The following is an 18,171-nucleotide window of genomic DNA, read 5'->3' as shown; positions in this document are numbered from 1 at the left end:
TTATCTCTTTATTTCTGATGTTTTTTCAATCGAATTTCCGATAACTTCACCTGCCCCATTGAGTTAATCGCCATGTTGCTCACTTGAGGGTTTACTAACAACAATCGCTTGGCATTCACAAGCGGTAAAATTGGCAGTTCTTGTTGTAAAATCGATTGACTGAGATGGTAAAGCATATTTTGTGTAGCCTTGCTTGATGTGGTTTTAGCTAGGTTAAGTAACAGATCAAAATAAGGGTTACACCAATTCGCTAAATTGGTCACATCACGTTTGGCATCGCACGATAAAATGGGTTTTAAAAAGCCATTTAAATCCGCATTATTCGCAAGCCAGCCCGTTAAAATCAGATCGTAATCCGCCTTGCCATTTGCCAATTGTTGCGCAATATAGGCTCGATTCACAGGAATGAGCGTGGTAGGAATCCCTTTTTGAGCAAGGTCGAAGCGGAGCATTTCTGCCATTTTCATTGGGTGCAAATTAAACACCCGTTTTTCATCTACTACCCAAAACTTAAGCGGTTTTTGCAACGAAGGCTGTGCATGGCTTGTTGCGTAATCAAAAGGCACTTTGCCGTATGGATCTTGCCATAACACTTCGGGCAACACTTGATCGGCGACGTGGGCTGTGCCAAAAAAGAGACGCGAAACCAAACGATGACGATCAACAGCTTGGGCAATCGCTTGGCGAAGCGTGATATTTTGCATCACAGAGCTTTGCATATTAAAGGCTAAAAACGCTAAGTTTGCCCCATCATTTTCAATGCGTTGCTCAGTTGGAATTTGCGAAAGCTGGCTTGGTTCAGGGAACGCCACCACATCGCACTCGTTGTTTAAAAATTTTGCCAATCTGCCCGTGCCATCAGAGGAAAAATCGACCACCATATTCTCAATATGTGCCTTTTTACCCCAATATTTTGGATGTGGTTGCAGGCGAATGTAGTCCGATTGCGTCAGGCTTGCAAGCTGATACGGACCTGTTCCAACAGGCAAAAGATCAAGCTGAGGTAAGTTTTCATCCGCATTAAGTTGCAATGCGTATTCTTTCGATAAAATCACCGCATATTGACTCGCCAAGTGCGATAACAACGCTTGGTCAGGCTCGGTTAGCGTAATTTGTACGGTATGAGTACTAATGTCTTTTATTTGAGCAATTTTTTGCTTTAGCGCAATGCTCTCAAAATAGGGATAGTGCGCCAAATTCGCTTTAGTGCGATATGCCATCGCTTGAGCCAGATGAAATTTACCACTTTCGCTACTTTCACGGTTTAACGCAGGTAAATCGCCTGCAATGCCCATCATTCGATTCAGTGAAAAAATCACATCTTCCGCATTGAATTTGCGCGTTGGTGTGAACCAGCGAGTATTGTGAAACGACACATTTTTGCGTAAATGTAGAGTGATTGTGAGCCCATCAGCACTCACATTATAATGCTCAACGAGCATTGGTTTTAGCTGATTTGTTTTTGGATCAAGTTCAAATAGTTTGTCATAAAGCTGTTCGGTCACCACATTCACGTTCGCCCCCATATCTGCCTGTTGCGGATTGAGCGAAAAGCTAGAAGCATTGGTGCAATAAATCAAGCTACTCTCACGCAACTCATCTGGAATACTAGGTGCGGAATAAGCGGTCGGATTTAGCCCAAGAATTGCAAAACTACAGAGAAATTTCACCGCTTGAACAAGAGATTTCATAACTACCCTATCCTATTTGCTGTTGATTCCATACGCACGCAATTTATTGGCGATAGCGGTGTGTGAAATGCCAAGCCGTTGGGCGAGTTTTCGTGTACTTGGATATTCAGCATAAAATTTACGTAGTAGCTCAGCTTCATACTGTGCCATCATTTCATCTAAGGTGCCTGTTTCGGGAAGATGAGTGGCGATTTCTGCCGTGTTCAAGGTTGTATTGGGTAAATTGAGATCTTTAACAGATAAACGATAGCTATGTGACAAGGTGCAAGCTCGATAAAGCACATTGTGCAACTCACGCAGGTTGCCCGCCCAGCTATAGCGAGAAAAGGCATTTAAAAAGGCGTGATCGTACTCTAATTTTGAGAAACCCAGTTGATTGCTGATTTCGCTTACAAAATGCTCTACCAGCAACGGTAAATCGTCCAAACGTTCACGCAAGGGCGGCAACTTAAGAGTGAGCACATTTAAGCGATAATATAAATCCTCACGTACTTTCCCCTCAGCCACTAACTGATTAAGCGGTTTTTGACTAGTGCAAATCACACGAATATCCACTTTGCGTTCTTGATCTTCGCCTACGCGACGAAATGAACCATCATTCAAAAAACGTAACAGCTTCGCTTGCATTTCAAGCGAAAGTTCCGACACGGCATCAAGCAACACCGTGCCACCGTTCGCATATTCAAAAAAGCCCACACTCTCATTTTGTGTCCCTCGATGCCCAAACATCTCCGTTTCGGCCTCTTCTTCAGGCAAACCCGCACAATTCACAGCAATGAATTTTTGTTCTGCACGATGGCTAAATTGATGGCAAGCTTTAGCAAGTAAGTCCTTGCCCGTGCCTGTTTCGCCCTCAATTAACAGCGGTGCATTGAGCAGAGCAAACTTTTTAGCTTGCTCAATCACATTTTGCATATTCGGAGATTGAGTTAAGATTTGGTCAAATGGCGTAGTGTTCTGAGTGGCATACTGAGTTGTGTTCATAGTAAAATCCTCAAAATTGATGAGCAGATCATACTCTGAAAATCTATTTTTGGAAAGTTTTGTTTACAGCAAGAACAACAAAATTTATATTTACATTCCAAGCCTAATCCCCTAGACTTTTCCACAATCATTTTGCCCTACAAGCGGTAAAATTTTTCCTCTTTTTTACATTGTTAAGGAACTTTTATGTATTTAGATCAAATCAAAGCCGAACTACAAGAGGCTGCAGATGTGCTAGATAAATTTATGCACGATGAAAAAAACATTCAGCTTATTCAAGAAGCGGCATTGCTTATCTCAAACAGCTTCAAACAAGGCGGTAAAGTGCTCTCTTGCGGTAATGGTGGCTCACACTGTGATGCTATGCACTTTGCAGAAGAATTAACCGGCCGTTACCGCGAGAATCGCCCAGGTTACCCAGCTATCGCAATTTCAGATGTGAGCCATTTAAGCTGTGTAAGTAACGATTTCGGTTATGAATACGTGTTCTCTCGCTACGTTGAAGCAGTTGGTCAAAAAGGCGATGTGCTTTTCGGTTTATCAACCTCAGGCAACTCTAAAAACGTCTTAAATGCAATCAAAGCAGCCAAAGAAAAAGGAATGAAAGTGATTGCAATGACGGGTAAAGATGGCGGTCAAATGGCAGGTCTTGCGGATATTGAAATTCGCGTACCACACTTCCGTTATGCAGACCGCACGCAAGAAATCCATATCAAAGTCATCCACATTTTAATGATGTTGATTGAGTTTGAAATGGCGAAAGTAGCGTAAAAAAGGAAGGCATTGTGATGAAAACAATGCCTTATTTTTTCTTAAATAACAATATTATATATATCTATTATTTCTCATTTCTCATATTTGAGAAAATATTCGCCAGAATTGGCCCTGAAACGTTGTGCCAGAAACTAAATAAAGCACTTGGTACAGCAGCAATTGGATTGAAATGTGCGGCAGCTAATGCGGCGCCTAAACCCGAGTTTTGCATCCCTACTTCAATGGCAATTGCTTTGCTATCAGCGACATTTAATTTAAAGAGTTTAGCTGCCCAGTAGCCGATTAAATAGCCTAAACAGTTGTGCAATACCACTACAGTAAAAATCAACAAGCCTGATTCTACGATCTTATCTTTGCTTACCGCGACGACAGCCGCCAAAATCAATACGATTGAAATAACTGACACTAACGGCATGGTTTGGCTGGCTTGTTCAATTGTTTTCTTAAATAATGCACGCACAACTAGCCCCAAGAAGATTGGAAAAAGCACCATTTTTAATACGGATAAGAACATTGCGGATGCATCAATTTCTAACCATTGGCTGGCAAGAACGTAAAAAATTGCAGGTGTTAATAATGGCGAAAGCAATGTTGAAATCGTTGTACAAGCAACAGAAAGTGCTGTATTTCCTTTAGCAAGGTAAGTCATTACATTTGAAGATGTACCACCAGGGCAAGAACCAACCAAAATCACACCAACGGCTAAATCAGGTGGTAAGTCAAAGGCTTTAGCGAGAACAAAAGCGATAGAGGGCATAATCACAAATTGTCCAACTACGCCAATCGCAACTGATTTTGGGTGTTTTGCCACTTCACCGAAATCATTGAAGGTAAGCGTGATGCCCATACCAAACATTACCAAGCCTAATAAGTAAGGAATGTAAGGCGCGAAGATTTTAAATTCAGCGGGGAAGTAGAACGCAAGAACAGCAAAAACGATCGCCCAGAGTGCGAAGGTTTTACTGACGAATTGTGTAAGTTTGAGAAGAGTTTGCATATAAGTCCTAATGAATTGTTAAAAGGACTTTTTATTCTAATCGGCTTTAGCCAAAAAATAAAGACATAGCACTACACTATGTCTTTCGTTATTAAATGATTTTGTAAATTATTTTACATTTTTCTTCGCCCAGTCTAAGAAACGTTTTTGGGTTTCTTTATCAGCTTTAGAGAAGAGTAATTGCAATTGTTCTTCTTTAATATTTTTGGTTTCTACCACAATTTGACCTTTTGCTTCAAAAGTCGCATTTACAAATTCTGGCACAGCTGCTACGCCTTTGCCAGCATTATATTTGGCAAGGTTATCTTCAATTCGGCTATTTGGAGCGAAACCTTCTCCTTTTAACATATCTTGTTTAAAGGGAATTTCTTTACCAGCTGCAGTTTGAATTTTAAAGGTCGGATTAGCTTGAAATTTATTCACATCGTGAGATGAGCGGAATTGAGGCACAACAAGTGTCATTTCTTCAGGTGTTCCCTCAAAAGTTAATACGATTGGATTCATTGAGAAATATTTACCATCAACAATGTCTCCTACGCTCACCACCACTTGGTGTGTTTTGTTATCGTTAATTTGGACATCTTCCCAACGTTTTACCGACTGACCATCTAAGGCTAACATTTCCACGGTATTAGGGGTTTTTAACGTGCCTGCTGTCGCAAAAGTTGCCGCTAAACAAGCGGTGGTAGTCATCATCAATTTTGCTAATTTCATAATACTTCCTTAAATTACAATGGATTTGAAAAAAGTTATGCCTATGCTATGCTAAATTAAATAAAATAGAAATAAATTTATTATCAAAGCGTTATTTTTGTGGGAAAATCACGCTAATTTTTAACAGGAATAATTATGAATGATGAACATCAGGGCCTCGGCTCAATAGAAAAAACAGAGAAAAAGAATTTAATTCAGTCGTTTTTAGGCATTTTTCAAACAGAACCTAAAAACCGTGAGGATTTGGTGGAAGTAATCCGCGATTCAGTCGAAAATGAGTTGATCGACAGCGATACCAAAGAGATGATTGAAGGAGTGATGGAAATTTCCGAACTTCGTGTGCGTGATATTATGATCCCACGCCCACAGATTATTTCGATTGATTCCAAACTGCCGCTTGAAGCTTGCGTGGATATTATTATTGAATCTGCCCATTCTCGTTTCCCTGTGATTTTAGATGATGGCAAAGATAGCATTCAGGGAATTTTGCTTGCTAAAGATCTACTCAAATATCTCCGTTCTGATGCAGAAGAATTTAATATGGAAGCCATTCTTCGCCCTGCAGTAATTGTGCCAGAGAGTAAACGCGTGGATCGAATGCTCAAAGAGTTTCGCTCGGAACGCTTCCATATGGCATTGGTGGTCGATGAGTTCGGTGCGATGTCTGGCTTGGTCACCATCGAAGATATTTTAGAGCAAATTGTAGGCGATATTGAAGATGAGTTCGATGAAGAAGAAGTCGAGCCAATCCGCCAGCTTTCTCGCCATACTTATGCCGTTTCTGCCTTAACGGATATTGAAAAATTCAATGCGTTTTTCGCTACCGAATTTACGGATGAAGAGGTAGATACCTTCGGCGGTTTAGTCATGCAAGCCTTCGGACACTTGCCACAACGCGGTGAGCAGCTTGAGCTTGAACAGATGAATGTAAAAGTGACTTCTGCAGACAATCGCCGCTTGATTCAATTGCGTGTAACCGTTTCAGACGAGCAATTAGAACAAATGGAAAGTCGTCAGATAGAAGCTGAAGAATAATAGCAATAATGCGTAGGGCGGACTTCAGTCCGCCTTTTATTTAACTTACCTATTGGCGGATTAAAGTCCGCCCTACGTTATATGTCAAATTTCGTAAAAAATCCCCCATTTTTAACCGCTTGTATCATCAGTTTTCTCTTTGGATCGATCGGCACACTTGCTTTTTCCCCTTTTGATTACTGGATTATCGCTTTTGTTTCCACTTTTGGCTTAATCTGGTCGGCCACTTTATCACAACGAAATACCGCATTGTGGGCAACTTTTGCTTGGTCGATTGGTTATTTTGGCATTGGCGTAAATTGGATTCACGTGAGTATGATCCAATTTGGCGGCGTGCCTGTGGTCATTAGCTATCTTGCAGTTCTTCTGCTAGCTTGCTATTTAGCACTTTATAACTTGCTATTTACTTGGGGCGTGCATAAATTTAAGCTGAAAAATCCGTTTGTGCTTGCAAGCCTTTTTACTGGAACAGAATATCTCCGTGGCGTCGTTCTCACTGGTTTCCCGTGGCTTCAGCTCGGTTATAGTCAAGTTGATAGCCCTTTTGCCCATATCGCTCCGACTTTTGGCGTAGAAGGTATTACTTTCTTCATTATTGTGATTGCTACTTATCTTGTTCAATTTATTTTGAAAGAAAATCGGAAAATCAAACCGATGGCGACTTTTGCATTGCTCATAGCGGTCAGCTTTGCCACACGTTTTGGCAATTTCTGGCAAATTGATGCTGAAAAACAACCGCTTACCGTGAGCCTTGTGCAAGGCAATATTGAACAAAAAATGAAATGGGACCCAGATCATTTCAACTATTCGGTGCAAACCTATGTGGATCTTATTCGTCCATTGCTTGGAAAAAGTGAAGTGATTATTCTGCCTGAATCGGCAATTCCCGCATTGGAAAATCAGATTTCATCGTTGCTTAATTCGATGCAAAACGCTGCGATGGAAAGCCAAAGTGACATTATTATCGGCACGCTTTATCAAGATAATCGAAATCAACTCTTTAACAGTGCGTTATTACTGAATGAACAACCTTATGATGCTGAACAAGCACCTCGCTATAAAAAGCATCATCTCGTGCCTTTTGGCGAATACGTGCCTTTTGGTTCGGTATTAGATTGGATGCGTGAGGTCTTTATTCTGCCAATCAATTTATCGCAAGGTGACTTTGTTCAGCCTGAATTGCACTCAAAAAATGCTCGTTTTAATTTAGCGATTTGCTATGAGATTATCTTTGGTGATCAAGTGCAGCAAAATCAAAAAGCACACAATGCCGATTATCTTTTAACCATCACGAATGATGCGTGGTTCGGCACCTCAATTGGTCCGTGGCAACATTTCCAAATGGCAAGAATGCGTGCTTTAGAGCTTGGCAAACCACTTCTTCGCTCTGCTAATACGGGAATTACCGCAATAGTGGATGCAAACGGCAAAGTTATTCAGCAGTTACCACAGTTTGAAAAAGGTGTGCTTACCGCTCAAATTTCGCCTGTAATCAGTCAAACGCCTTTTAGTTTATGGGGCAATACGGTGCTTTATAGTTTGAGTACGTTGATTGTGGCATTGGCGGTGATGAGACGTAAAAACTAGAAACAAGGGCAGTTTGGTTATGTCAAACTGCCCTTTATATATTAACTAAACAACAAATCCATTCCGTCAATCAATGCCTTGTTCGGTTTATCGAAATACACACCGCTGTTCGGCTCACCGTTCATTCCGCGCAAGAATAAATAGGCAACGCCACCAAAATCTCGGTCGTAGTCGTAACTCTCACCTAAGCGAGCACGTAGGTAGCGATGTACCGCGAGGGTGTAGAGCAAGTATTGTAAATCGTAGCGATATTGCCCTATTGTTTTCGCAAGGCGTATTTGGCGGTAATCTTGCGGCAAATAGCCTAAGAAGTTTGATTTATAATCAATTACATAAAATTTGCCATTTGCTTTGGCAATACAGTCTATAAAACCGCGCACATAGCCTGAAAGTTGCGGTAATCGCAATGGTGGTAATTGACGAGCCAAGTCACTCTGTTCTTGTAATAGCTGATTGAGTTTGCGTAAGCCCTCTTCATTTTTTAGGCGTAAGAAGAATTGCCATTCATTTAAGCGATATTCATTGGTAAGATCGCTTAATGCTAAATTCTCCGCAAATAGTGTAGTGCGGACTTGTTCTATCCAGTGTTGCACGGGTGCTTGCCACTCTTCATCTAAATTGAGCTGTTCGCAAATTGGCAAAATATCTTCAATTTTAACCGCTTGTTGGAAGTCGCAATGCTCCATAAAACGGTGCAAAATGTTCCCCACTTTGGTGCTATGCGGGAATTGGTAAGCGTTCAAACCATTTGCAGTTTCTTCCACAAAATCGCCCGCTTGTTCAATGCCTACCTCAACTAATGGCTCGCTGTAAGCGGTCTGATTATCGTAATCTTGTGCAAAATCACTAATTTCAGTGAGGTAATCTGTTTGAGTATTGTGATAATTTTCTAATGCCCACTCATTATAGTTGCTTAATGCACTAAAACTCGTGATCTGCCCTTGATTTGTCGGGATCGTGTGGTTAAATTCACGCACTTGTAACAATGAGGTTGTCTCTTGCTCCGGCGACCAAAAATGTTCTTCAGCTGTTTCAGCAAGCGTTTGTAACGCACAATTTAGCCCTTTCTCTGCAAAATAAGTTTCCGTATGGATGCTTGTTTCTGCCTCTTTTAAACCAATTTTGCCGTTGCTCAGCAAATAATGTACGCTGTTCCAGCCTTTGCCAAATTGAGTAGGCAAAATCAAATTCAGTTGTGACTCGGCACGGGTCAAAGCAACATAGAGCAAGCGCAGATCTTCGGCATATTCCGCTTGATTTTTAAGTTGTTTAATTGCGTCATCTTTTCTGCCAAAATCCCACTGCTTTTGTGCATTTTCATCGTGGTAAATGGAAAGTGCGGAGGCTTTTACGCTGGTGCTGTTTTTACCAATGAATGGTAGCCAAACGACAGGATATTGCAATCCTTTGGAGCCGTGAATGGTCACAATTTTAATCAAAGCCTCTTCGCTTTCTAAACGCAAAGTATGAGTGTCGTCGCCATTTTTGGCATCGTTTAACGTCTGTTCATACCAACGTACTAAGGCACTCTCATTTTCCACCTCTTGCATTGCCGATTGTAAAATTTCCGCAAGGTGGAAGAGGTCAGTTAATAAACGATCCGCATTTGCTCGCGCTTTCAATCGTTCGATCACACCTTCTTGCAAGAACAGTTGATGCAACATCGGTAGCACGCCTTGCGATTGCCAAATCTGTTGATAATGAACAAATTTATCAACATAGTTTTCCCATTGCTGCTCATCATTTTTGAGCTGATAAATCTCTTGTGCGGTTAAGCCCCACAAGCTCGAACCCAAGGCACAAAGCAAGGTTTTCTGTTGATACGGATTTAGGCAGGCTTTTAATACCCACGCTAATTCTGGTGCAACTTCACTCTCATAAACACGGCTACGCTCAGAGAGAAAAACAGATTTCAAACCTCGTTTAGCTAAAGCACGTTTCATCAATTTGGCCTGATTATTGCTTCGCACCAAAATCGCAATGTCTTTCGCCTCCAAGCGAATTTGACTACTGTCTTTTGCATCTTTTAGGTAAATTTCACCCGCTTGCATCGCCATTAATTGTTTCTGAATTTGATCGGCACAATGTTCAGCCGCCTCATTCTCGTTAAATTCAGGCTGCAAATAGCAAACCACATTTTCACTACCGATTAATTCTGCCTCTGGCGTTTTGGCTTTTACCGCTTGAAATGGAATGCCTTGATATAAAAACGGATGATTTCCGCTATTTTCTGGGAAGGTAAAAATCTGATTTACTGCTTCAACAACCTTCGGCAAAGAACGCCAGTTTTTATCTAAAGTGCGTTTTTCATCCGCTTGCTCCGAGGCCTTCAAATAGGTAAAAATATCCGCCCCACGGAATTTATAGATCGACTGTTTGGGATCTCCAATCATAATAAAGCCCTGATTTTGAGCCTCTTCTGCCATATAGATTTGGCTAAAGATTTCATATTGGGTTTGGTCCGTGTCTTGAAATTCGTCAATCATCGCAAACGGATATTGTTGGCGGATCTGGCTTGCCAACTGCTTGCCACGGGTGTTTTTTAAGGCTTGATTGAGCACAATCAGCAAGTCATCAAAACTTTTTTCAGGATGTGTAGCTTTATAATTAGCCAATTTTTCCCGCAAATGCATTAAGAATTGATAAAGCAAGATTGATTTCTGCTTTGCTTCGAATTGGCTTTGATAAGAGGTCAAAAATGCTTGATTAGTTGCGAAATGCGTTGATGTTAGCGGTTCTGCTCCCTCTTCTGCTTTTTCAATAAGGCTTGTTTGGCAAAAGCGTGAAAAATGCTCTGCGGGGAAATAAATGGCTTCACTTTCTGCCCACTCGTCTACTGATTTTAACCAATTTTCCACATAACGCATTTGATATGAGCGGCGATTTAATGCTTTTTTCACGCCAGTTTTATATTTTTTATCCAGTTCATTGATGATTGGGCTTACAATTTCCTCACGGTTGGCACGCCAATATTGGCGAACTTCGGCCAATAATTGTTGATAGGCTTTTAAATGCTCGGCAAAAGGTTGGTTAATGCCTTGTTGATCGTCGTTTAACTCAGGCAAAGTTTCTGTCAGATAAGCTCGCACCGCATCCAATGCATCTTGTGGTGTTTTGAGCTCATCCGCAACAATGCTTGTTTCGCTCAAATTCATCGGGTAGAACTGCTCACGCCACACTTCTTGGGCAAGACGTTCAAGCAATTGCTGTTCGTTTTTTTGCAGTTCAAACTCAAAACTGATACCCGAATCGAATGCAAATTGATAGAGCATCTTTTGGCAGAAGCTGTGAATGGTAAACACACTCGCCAAATCAATCTCTCGCTCGGCAATTCGCAAGCGGAGCAACGCTTCCTCTTTCTTTTCGACTTTCTCGAAAAGTTCTGCAAAAAAATCATCATTTTTCACCGCTTGCTCGGTGAGTTTTGCCGAAAAATAGGCGTAGCAATCTTGAATATTTTGGCGGATACGGTCTTTAAGTTCTTCAGTTGCCGCTTTGGTGAAAGTTACTACTAAGATTTGTTCAACTGTTAATGGTTCTAGTGGTTCACCATCGTGGCTGATGCCCAGTAATAAACGAAGATAGAGGTTTTTAATCGTATGTGTTTTGCCCGTGCCAGCCGAGGCTTCAATCAGGCTGGCACAGTTAAGCGGAAGTGTGAGAGGGTTGAGCGTTTGCATAGATTATTTTATCCGTTCCAATTTCTGAATTAACACTTCGTGCGGCACTTTCTGAATTTTGCTAATTTGCCAAATTAATAGACCGCTTGCAAGGCTTAAGCTAATACAAAATGTTGTCCAGAAGCCTTGTGCCGCCATCGGTTCAGTAATAAAATCCGTTCTGGCAAGAAGATAGCCGAGCGGCATGCCGACAATCCAATAACAGATAATGGTGACATATAAAATCGGTTGCGTGTGCTTGTAGCCACGTAATACCCCATTCGCAACGGCTTGGAGTGCGTCGGGGATTTGGTAAACCGCTGCAAATAAGAGTAAGTGAGCAGCAATCGAAATCGAAATCGGATCGCGTGTAAAAGCAAGTGGAATGTATTGGTCGAGCAACACAATAACTACCGCCGCCATCGTTGCAAAAACTAAGCCTGTAAGCAGGGCGTGATAACTTAACACTTTTGCATCGTCTAAGCGTTTTTGTCCTAAAGTTTGCCCGATTACAATCGTCGTTGCAATGCTAAATGACATTGGAATCATAAAAAAGAGCGAGCTGGTTTGTAATGCGGCTTGATGGCTTGCCACTACTTGTGCACCTAATGGTGAAAGGAAAAGTGCTGAGGTGGAAAACAGCATCACTTCGGTGAAAGTCGCAAAGCCGATGGGTAAGCCGAGTTTGCAAATTTTTAGCAAAGTTTGACCGCTTGGCATTTCCATCCATTTGCTGAATAAGCCAATGTCGCGTTGTGATTTGTTAGTGTAGCAATAGTAAAACATCATCAAGAACATCACCCAGTTGACGATAGCAGTTGCTACCCCACAACCGACCGAGCCCATTTCAGGCAAGCCTAATTTACCGAAAATAAAGATGTAGTTGAGCGGAATATTCAGCAATAAGCCGAAGAAGGTAATGATCATCGCAGGTTTTGGGTTCGACAAGCCGTCATTCATACAACGAAGATTGATAGCAAGCAAGGCAGGCACGATGCCGATTGCCATAATCATCAAATATTGCTGTGATTTGCTAGAAAACGATTCGGGCGTATGCATATAATCCAAAATCAGATGGCTATTGCAGAAAATCAAAATCAGCGGAATGGATATAGTCAGTACAAGCCAAAAGCCCTGTCGCACTTGGTGAGCGATAAGGTGGCGTTGGTTCGAACCATTTAAATAAGAGACGGTTGGCGTAATCGCATTGAGTAAGCCGAGCACAAAGAGAAAAAGGGGGAAATAAATCGAGTTACTTACCGCAATCGCTGATACATCATCATCGCTGACTAAGCCTGCCATTACAATATCTGCAAGTCCCATCCCCGAAGCGGAAAGTTGGGAGATAAAAATGGGGATAGTGAGTTTAAAAAGTTTTCTCGCGTTGTGCGGATATTTTTGCCACTGTAAATTCATAAAAACCTCAAATTAGAACGACTTATTATAGCGAGCCTTGCGCTTAAATGCCATTTTTGCTATAAGTTTTCGAGGCTCAAACAATTGACTATTGCATAATCAATTTAGATCCGCTAGAATTTCGCCCGTTTTTGTCTTAAAAGGCAAACGATTTAAACAAAATCTGCTTTGATGCAGCTTACATATAAACTAACTAGAGGAATAATACTATTAAACCTGTAAAACGTGTTCAGTCAAATCGCGCTCACCGTCTTAACGAAGAAATCCGTGGCGTGAAGGAAGTTCGCTTAACTGATGAAAATGGCGAGCAAGTTGGTATCGTGTCAATTCAAGATGCTTTAGCGAGAGCGGAAGAAGCTGAGTTAGACTTAGTAGAAATCAGCCCGAATGCTGAACCGCCAGTTTGTCGTATTATGAACTACGGTAAGTTCATTTATGAGAAAGAGAAAGCAGCAAAAGAGCAGAAGAAAAAACAGAAAGTCGTTCAAGTGAAGGAAATCAAATTCCGTCCAGGTACAGATGAAGGCGACTATCAAGTTAAATTACGTAGCATTATGCGTTTCTTGGAAGATGGCGATAAAGTAAAAATTACCGTGCGTTTCCGTGGTCGTGAAATGGCCCATCAAGATATCGGTTTAGACGTGTTAGAACGCGTTAAGCAAGATACCGCAGAAATTGCAGCAGTTGAATCAGCACCAGGTAAATTAGAAGGTCGTCAAGCCGTTATGGTTATCGCACCTAAGAAAAAATAGTTAAGATAAAGGAGATGCAACCAATAGGTTGCATTTTTTATTTCTAAAATAACCGCTTGCAGAACGCTTAATATTTCTGTAGAATTTCCCCGTTTTCTGTATCGGAAAACAAAGATGATAGCAGGCACACTACGCAGCCTAAATCACTTTAGATAATGCAATAATATTTATTGCTTGAGATGTAATCAGTGCTTTACAAGTAATGTTAGCAATAATATTCGCCTGATTACTAATGATTAACAAAACAATGCGGAGTTTTTAAAACAATGCCTAAAATTAAAACAGTACGTGGTGCTGCTAAGCGTTTCAAGAAAACAGCTTCAGGCGGTTTCAAACGTAAACAATCTCACTTACGTCATATTTTGACTAAGAAAACCACTAAACGTAAACGTCACTTACGCCACAAATCAATGGTAGCGAAAGCAGACCAAGTATTAGTAGTAGCGTGTTTACCATACGCATAAGCGTTTGCGTGAAGACGTACTTTAGTGAATTTTAGTTTTTAAATATACATTAGGAGATTAAATAATGGCTCGTGTAAAACGTGGTGTTATTGCAAGAGCACGCCATAAGAAAGTTCTTAAGGCTGCTAAAGGTTATTATGGTGCGCGTTCACGTGTTTATCGCGTTGCGTTCCAAGCAGTAATTAAAGCTGGTCAATATGCATACCGTGACCGCCGTCAACGTAAACGTCAATTCCGTCAATTATGGATTGCACGTATCAACGCTGCAGCACGTCAAAACGGTTTATCTTACAGCAAATTTATCAACGGCTTGAAAAAAGCGTCTGTTGAAATCGACCGTAAGATCTTAGCTGACATCGCTGTATTCGACAAAGTAGCATTCGCTGCATTAGTTGAAAAAGCAAAATCTGCACTTTAATTTAAAGTTTAGATAAAATTAGGGCACCTGTTGGTGTCCTTTTTTATTACCTAGCAGTATGAAAGGCATATAGATACATAATAACTAATTTAATAATGACTAATTTATAAGTGAATCAAGAATTGATAAAAGAAGAGAAAATCAAATGGTCCCCCCTACCGGACTTGAACCAGTGACCAAGCGATTATGAGTCGCCTGCTCTAACCGACTGAGCTAAGGGGGGATTGAAAGAGATTTAGATTATAAAAGAAAGTACTGATTTCGTCTATCTTTTTCGGCTTGTTCGTTTAAAAAGTAAGCAACTACTCAATCCAAATAAGAGATGCCATTCTACCCGTTTGCTTATCTCGGCGGTAGGAGAAAAATTTATCTTGCTCTGTGTAAGTGCAATGTCCTCCGCCTGAGATTTCGGTAATGCCGAGCCTGTTTAAGCGTTGAGTCGCTAGTTGGTAAAGATTGCCGAGAAATTTACCGCTTGTAGTGAGATCAGGTCTAAAGGCTAGTTTAGCATTAGAATCAAAGGCACAAAATTGTTCGATAATCTCTTCACCTACTTGGAAAGCGGTTGGTCCGATAGCGGGACCTAGCCAAGCAATAATATCAGAAGTTGGGCATTTAAATTTTGAGACAGTCTCTTCCAAAATACCATCACATAAACCTCGCCAACCTGCATGAGCTGCTGCAACTTCTGTGCCTTCTTTGTTGAAGAAGAGTACAGGCAAACAATCTGCGGTCATTACTAAGCAAACTTGATTCGCTTGTTGGGTGTAAACCGCATCAGCCTCAACATTGCTTCCCGTAAAAGGTAACTCAATAACTTTCGTGCTGTGAGTTTGTGTGAGAAAAAGAGGCGGATGAGGTAAGTCAAATTTATCCACTAGCAAAGAGCGATTTTGTTGCACTGCTTTGGGGTCATCACAAACGTGATCGCCTAAATTAAAGCTATCAAATGGCGGAAGACTTACACCGCCCGTTCTGACGGTCGTGAGAGCTTTAATATTTTTCGGTGCTTGCCAATCTGGATAAATAGCGTTCATTCGCACTCCCTTTTTATTTCTGTATTTTATTTTGAAAAAACAACCGCTTGTAAGCTTATGGACGAACAGCAATCGCTTCAATTTCTAAGCCAACATCTTTTGGTAAGCGAGCTACTTCTACGCAAGAGCGAGTAGGGAATGCAGGGTGATTATTTTCACGGAAGAATTTTTCATATTCAGAATTTACAGTTGCGAAGTCGTTTAAATCTTTCACAAAAACCGTTGTTTTGATGATGTTTGCAACACTCAAACCTGCTTGTTCTAAAATGGCTTTAACATTTTCGAGCGCTTGGCGTGCTTGCTCGGTAATATCTGCCGACACTTCACCTGTTTTAGGATTAACGGGGATTTGGCCTGATGTGAAAACAAGATTACCTAAATCAACCGCTTGTACGTAAGGTCCGATAGCCGCAGGGGCATTTTCTGTGTGAATGACTTTAGTCATAGTATTTCCTTAATCTTAATAAAATAAATAAGCGATACGATTTTATGCTAAAAAATTCTATTTTAAAACAGAGAAAATATCTCTTTTTTATTTGCAGCTGTTGCATAACAGGCTACAATAAGTAAGAAGATAGGATAATAATGATTATTTCATTTAAGCATAAAGGACTGGAGTATTTCTTAACAGGCTCAACTGCAGGTATTCAAGTTGTCAATAAGTCAAAATTAGCAAGGATATTAGCTCGACTTGATAGCACCCAAACACCCAACGACATGAATTTACCTGGTTGGGTGCTTCACCAATTAAGTGGGAATTTAGCAGGATGCTGGTCTGTAAAAGTAAATGGAAAACTGGCACATGACCTTTAAATTTGAAAGAGGTCATGCTGAAGTTGTTAGTTATCAAGATTATCATTAGAGGAAATATGATGCGTATGTTTAATCCGCCGCATCCAGCGGAAGTTTTAAAAGAAGATATTTTGCCTGAACTTGGGCTTACAGTGACAGAGGCAGCCAAACAACTTGGTGTAAATAGAGTAACACTTTCTCGCTTGCTTAATGGAAAAATGGGAATTAGTGCAGATATGGCACTTCGTTTGCATCAATGGCTTGGTGAAAATAGCCCATCTGCAGAGAGCTGGCTTTATCAACAAGCAAACTATGATTTATGGAAAGCAAGTCAGTCAGCTCATTTTAATATTATTCCTATTTGTGCGTAAATTTTAATAAACAGAAAAGAAGAGAGCCGATTTTATGAGCATAAATTTAGAAGAAATTGTTTTACACCAAATTCAGCATCACGTTGAAAGAGAGAATGTGGAACTCAAAACGGTATTGCGTGAGGAATTACTGCCTATTAGTCCTGCTGCCGAGCAAATGATGTTGCAATTACACCAAGCCTATCAGAGTAAAGCAAAAGGCTATGGTGTGTTCAAGAGAGAATCTGTATTTGCACAACAGCTTAATCGTTTTCTGGAAAAAGAGACTGATTTTCTAGCATTTAGCCATCAATCTGCTAATATGTTAGCGACTGAATTAGCGAAATATCCTTTTGCTTCAGGCGGGACTTTTATTCTCTGTCGATATAATTTTTTAGCGACTGATTATCTCTTTATTGCGTTAATCGATAGCCGTTCTTCCATCTTGGTAGATGACCATTTAGATGTAAAAAGCACTCAATATTTAGACATCACTCAATACGATATTGCTTGCCGAATTAACTTAACGGAACTTAGCATTAATGCCACCTCAAACCGTTATCTTACCTTTATTAAAGGTCGTGTAGGGCGTAAAGTTGCTGATTTCTTTATGGATTTCTTAAGTGCGGAAGAAGGGTTAAACCCACAGGTTCAAAACCAAACTTTATTGCAAGCGGTAAACGATTTCTGCGAACAAGGCGAGCTTTCAGTACCACAAACTCGCGAAGTTAAAAAACAAGCATTTGAATATTGCAAAGGACAAATCAATCAAGGTGAAGAGATTGCGATCAACGAGCTTGCCGAATCTTTACCAACCTTAAATGAGTTAAATTTTGCTCAATTTACTCAAGAAAAAGAGTATGGTTTGGAAGAGTCTATCCCACCAGTTCGTAGTGCTTTAAAAGGCTTAACCAAATATTCAGGTTCAGGTAAAGGGGTAACAATTAGTTTTAATGCAGAATTATTAGGTGAGCGTTTAATTTGGGATGAACTAAATGACACTTTAACAATCAAAGGATTACCCGTAAACTTGCGTGATCAACTTGAACGCAATAAATGATAGTTTTTTTCAGCCAATTTCGGTATGATCTGGACAAATTTCAATTTATTAAGGTATTGATATGAAAATGAAATCTCTTTTAGCGATAATTTTACTTGCGATGGGCGTTACAGCTTGTTCAACAGTAAAAAAAGTGGTTTATCGCATTGATGTTCCTCAAGGTAACTATTTAGAGCAAGATAAAATTGATCAGTTACAAATTGGGATGAATCAAGTTCAAGTGCAATATTTACTCGGTACACCTGTGTTAAGAGATGTTTTTGCAGAAAATCGTTGGGATTATGTTTTCATCAAACGCGAAGGGCATAATGATCCCATCCAACGCACTCTGTTAGTTTATTTTGATAATAAAGGTATTGTGACAGATATTAAACTTGATGATATTAAAAATCAGAAAGTAGTTGAAAAAAAAGCACAATAAATGATAAGCGGTTAGATTTC

General features: G+C 40.4%; 17 protein-coding genes, 1 tRNA gene and 1 pseudogene. 10 read left to right on the top strand and 9 right to left on the bottom strand.

Features of this window, described 5'->3' with window-relative positions:
* Window positions 1-8: 8 nt before the first annotated feature.
* Both DPV92_RS03670 and DPV92_RS03665 read right to left on the bottom strand, forming a co-directional pair.
* A complete protein-coding gene (locus DPV92_RS03670) occupies window positions 9-1,691 on the bottom strand; it encodes an ABC transporter substrate-binding protein (protein ID WP_111353731.1) in 1,683 nt (560 codons plus the stop codon).
* A 12-nt stretch (window positions 1,692-1,703) separates the two neighbouring features.
* Window positions 1,704-2,675, bottom strand: coding sequence for a sigma 54-interacting transcriptional regulator (locus DPV92_RS03665; protein WP_111353730.1), 972 nt, complete (start codon window positions 2,673-2,675; stop codon window positions 1,704-1,706).
* A gap of 186 nt (window positions 2,676-2,861) precedes the next feature.
* On the opposite strand from DPV92_RS03665, the gene lpcA reads away from it, so the two are divergent.
* The gene (lpcA, locus tag DPV92_RS03660) at window positions 2,862-3,446 is read left to right on the top strand and encodes a D-sedoheptulose 7-phosphate isomerase (protein WP_111353729.1); all 585 of its coding nucleotides are present in this window, start codon (window positions 2,862-2,864) and stop codon (window positions 3,444-3,446) included.
* Window positions 3,447-3,513: 67 nt separating this feature from the next.
* Here lpcA and DPV92_RS03655 read toward each other — a convergent pair whose 3' ends face one another.
* Together DPV92_RS03655 and DPV92_RS03650 are read right to left on the bottom strand one after the other, a co-directional pair.
* Window positions 3,514-4,446, bottom strand: a complete 933-nt coding sequence (locus DPV92_RS03655; RefSeq protein ID WP_111353728.1) for a bile acid:sodium symporter family protein — start codon at window positions 4,444-4,446, stop codon at window positions 3,514-3,516.
* Between the two features lie 108 nt (window positions 4,447-4,554).
* Window positions 4,555-5,160 carry a DUF2057 family protein gene (locus DPV92_RS03650; protein ID WP_005708717.1) on the bottom strand — a complete coding sequence of 202 codons (606 nt, stop codon included), beginning with the start codon at window positions 5,158-5,160 and terminating at the stop codon, window positions 4,555-4,557.
* Window positions 5,161-5,295: 135 nt separating this feature from the next.
* Here DPV92_RS03650 and corC point away from each other — a divergent pair, with 135 nt between their 5' ends.
* Both corC and lnt read left to right on the top strand, forming a co-directional pair.
* Window positions 5,296-6,195, top strand: coding sequence for a CNNM family magnesium/cobalt transport protein CorC (gene corC / locus DPV92_RS03645; protein ID WP_111353727.1), 900 nt, complete (start codon window positions 5,296-5,298; stop codon window positions 6,193-6,195).
* A gap of 81 nt (window positions 6,196-6,276) precedes the next feature.
* Complete coding sequence (gene lnt / locus DPV92_RS03640; protein ID WP_111353726.1) at window positions 6,277-7,782, top strand: apolipoprotein N-acyltransferase; 1,506 nt, start codon at window positions 6,277-6,279, stop codon at window positions 7,780-7,782.
* A gap of 41 nt (window positions 7,783-7,823) precedes the next feature.
* Here lnt and recB read toward each other — a convergent pair whose 3' ends face one another.
* Window positions 7,824-11,462, bottom strand: a complete 3,639-nt coding sequence (gene recB, locus DPV92_RS03635; protein WP_111353725.1) for an exodeoxyribonuclease V subunit beta — start codon at window positions 11,460-11,462, stop codon at window positions 7,824-7,826.
* 3 nt (window positions 11,463-11,465) lie between these two features.
* Window positions 11,466-12,857 carry an MATE family efflux transporter gene (locus tag DPV92_RS03630; protein WP_111353724.1) on the bottom strand — a complete coding sequence of 464 codons (1,392 nt, stop codon included), beginning with the start codon at window positions 12,855-12,857 and terminating at the stop codon, window positions 11,466-11,468.
* A gap of 209 nt (window positions 12,858-13,066) precedes the next feature.
* On the opposite strand from DPV92_RS03630, the gene infC reads away from it, so the two are divergent.
* The 3 genes from infC (at window position 13,067) to rplT (ending at window position 14,491) form a co-directional block, all read left to right on the top strand.
* Window positions 13,067-13,609 (top strand): translation initiation factor IF-3, encoded by a 543-nt coding sequence (infC, locus tag DPV92_RS03625; protein ID WP_078177651.1) that lies wholly within the window; start codon window positions 13,067-13,069, stop codon window positions 13,607-13,609.
* A 266-nt stretch (window positions 13,610-13,875) separates the two neighbouring features.
* Window positions 13,876-14,073 carry a 50S ribosomal protein L35 gene (gene rpmI / locus DPV92_RS03620; RefSeq protein WP_005596065.1) on the top strand — a complete coding sequence of 66 codons (198 nt, stop codon included), beginning with the start codon at window positions 13,876-13,878 and terminating at the stop codon, window positions 14,071-14,073.
* Window positions 14,074-14,137: 64 nt separating this feature from the next.
* On the top strand, window positions 14,138-14,491 hold the full coding sequence (gene rplT / locus DPV92_RS03615; RefSeq protein WP_005596075.1) for a 50S ribosomal protein L20: 354 nt from the start codon (window positions 14,138-14,140) through the stop codon (window positions 14,489-14,491).
* Window positions 14,492-14,637: 146 nt separating this feature from the next.
* Here rplT and DPV92_RS03610 read toward each other — a convergent pair.
* The 3 genes from DPV92_RS03610 to DPV92_RS03600 form a co-directional block, all read right to left on the bottom strand.
* Window positions 14,638-14,714, bottom strand: a tRNA-Ile gene (locus tag DPV92_RS03610).
* 79 nt (window positions 14,715-14,793) lie between these two features.
* On the bottom strand, window positions 14,794-15,528 hold the full coding sequence (pgeF, locus tag DPV92_RS03605; RefSeq protein WP_111353723.1) for a peptidoglycan editing factor PgeF: 735 nt from the start codon (window positions 15,526-15,528) through the stop codon (window positions 14,794-14,796).
* A 55-nt stretch (window positions 15,529-15,583) separates the two neighbouring features.
* Window positions 15,584-15,973, bottom strand: coding sequence for a RidA family protein (locus DPV92_RS03600; RefSeq protein ID WP_111353722.1), 390 nt, complete (start codon window positions 15,971-15,973; stop codon window positions 15,584-15,586).
* Between the two features lie 140 nt (window positions 15,974-16,113).
* Between DPV92_RS03600 and DPV92_RS03595 the strand changes: the two are divergent.
* The 4 genes and pseudogenes from DPV92_RS03595 to bamE all read left to right on the top strand — a co-directional run bounded on the left by DPV92_RS03595 (window position 16,114) and on the right by bamE (window position 18,151).
* Window positions 16,114-16,390: pseudogene (locus DPV92_RS03595) on the top strand (type II toxin-antitoxin system RelE/ParE family toxin).
* Between the two features lie 10 nt (window positions 16,391-16,400).
* The gene (locus tag DPV92_RS03590; protein WP_111353721.1) at window positions 16,401-16,691 is read left to right on the top strand and encodes a HigA family addiction module antitoxin; all 291 of its coding nucleotides are present in this window, start codon (window positions 16,401-16,403) and stop codon (window positions 16,689-16,691) included.
* A 34-nt stretch (window positions 16,692-16,725) separates the two neighbouring features.
* On the top strand, window positions 16,726-17,730 hold the full coding sequence (yejK, locus tag DPV92_RS03585) for a nucleoid-associated protein YejK (protein ID WP_111353720.1): 1,005 nt from the start codon (window positions 16,726-16,728) through the stop codon (window positions 17,728-17,730).
* A 61-nt stretch (window positions 17,731-17,791) separates the two neighbouring features.
* Entirely contained in the window at window positions 17,792-18,151 is a 360-nt protein-coding gene (gene bamE / locus DPV92_RS03580; RefSeq protein ID WP_005708693.1) for an outer membrane protein assembly factor BamE, read from the top strand.
* The last annotated feature ends 20 nt before the right edge of the window (window positions 18,152-18,171 follow it).

Origin of the sequence: Pseudohaemophilus paraphrohaemolyticus (genome assembly GCF_003253115.1) — a bacterium.
Taxonomy (GTDB): domain Bacteria; phylum Pseudomonadota; class Gammaproteobacteria; order Enterobacterales; family Pasteurellaceae; genus Haemophilus_A; species Haemophilus_A paraphrohaemolyticus_A.
The sequence above is the reverse complement of the archived record's forward strand: the minus strand, read 5'-3'. Positions and strand labels throughout refer to the sequence as shown.

Bases quoted from the DNA above. Each gene is read 5' to 3' on its own strand.
- DPV92_RS03670 (WP_111353731.1), bottom strand. From the start codon at position 1,691: ATGAAATCTCTTGTTCAAGCGGTGAAATTTCTCTGTAGTTTTGCAATT.
- DPV92_RS03665 (WP_111353730.1), bottom strand. From the start codon at position 2,675: ATGAACACAACTCAGTATGCCACTCAGAACACTACGCCATTTGACCAA.
- lpcA (WP_111353729.1), top strand. From the start codon at position 2,862: ATGTATTTAGATCAAATCAAAGCCGAACTACAAGAGGCTGCAGATGTG.
- DPV92_RS03655 (WP_111353728.1), bottom strand. From the start codon at position 4,446: ATGCAAACTCTTCTCAAACTTACACAATTCGTCAGTAAAACCTTCGCA.
- DPV92_RS03650 (WP_005708717.1), bottom strand. From the start codon at position 5,160: ATGAAATTAGCAAAATTGATGATGACTACCACCGCTTGTTTAGCGGCA.
- corC (WP_111353727.1), top strand. From the start codon at position 5,296: ATGAATGATGAACATCAGGGCCTCGGCTCAATAGAAAAAACAGAGAAA.
- lnt (WP_111353726.1), top strand. From the start codon at position 6,277: ATGTCAAATTTCGTAAAAAATCCCCCATTTTTAACCGCTTGTATCATC.
- recB (WP_111353725.1), bottom strand. From the start codon at position 11,462: ATGCAAACGCTCAACCCTCTCACACTTCCGCTTAACTGTGCCAGCCTG.
- DPV92_RS03630 (WP_111353724.1), bottom strand. From the start codon at position 12,857: ATGAATTTACAGTGGCAAAAATATCCGCACAACGCGAGAAAACTTTTT.
- rpmI (WP_005596065.1), top strand. From the start codon at position 13,876: ATGCCTAAAATTAAAACAGTACGTGGTGCTGCTAAGCGTTTCAAGAAA.
- rplT (WP_005596075.1), top strand. From the start codon at position 14,138: ATGGCTCGTGTAAAACGTGGTGTTATTGCAAGAGCACGCCATAAGAAA.
- pgeF (WP_111353723.1), bottom strand. From the start codon at position 15,528: ATGAACGCTATTTATCCAGATTGGCAAGCACCGAAAAATATTAAAGCT.
- DPV92_RS03600 (WP_111353722.1), bottom strand. From the start codon at position 15,973: ATGACTAAAGTCATTCACACAGAAAATGCCCCTGCGGCTATCGGACCT.
- DPV92_RS03590 (WP_111353721.1), top strand. From the start codon at position 16,401: ATGCGTATGTTTAATCCGCCGCATCCAGCGGAAGTTTTAAAAGAAGAT.
- yejK (WP_111353720.1), top strand. From the start codon at position 16,726: ATGAGCATAAATTTAGAAGAAATTGTTTTACACCAAATTCAGCATCAC.
- bamE (WP_005708693.1), top strand. From the start codon at position 17,792: ATGAAAATGAAATCTCTTTTAGCGATAATTTTACTTGCGATGGGCGTT.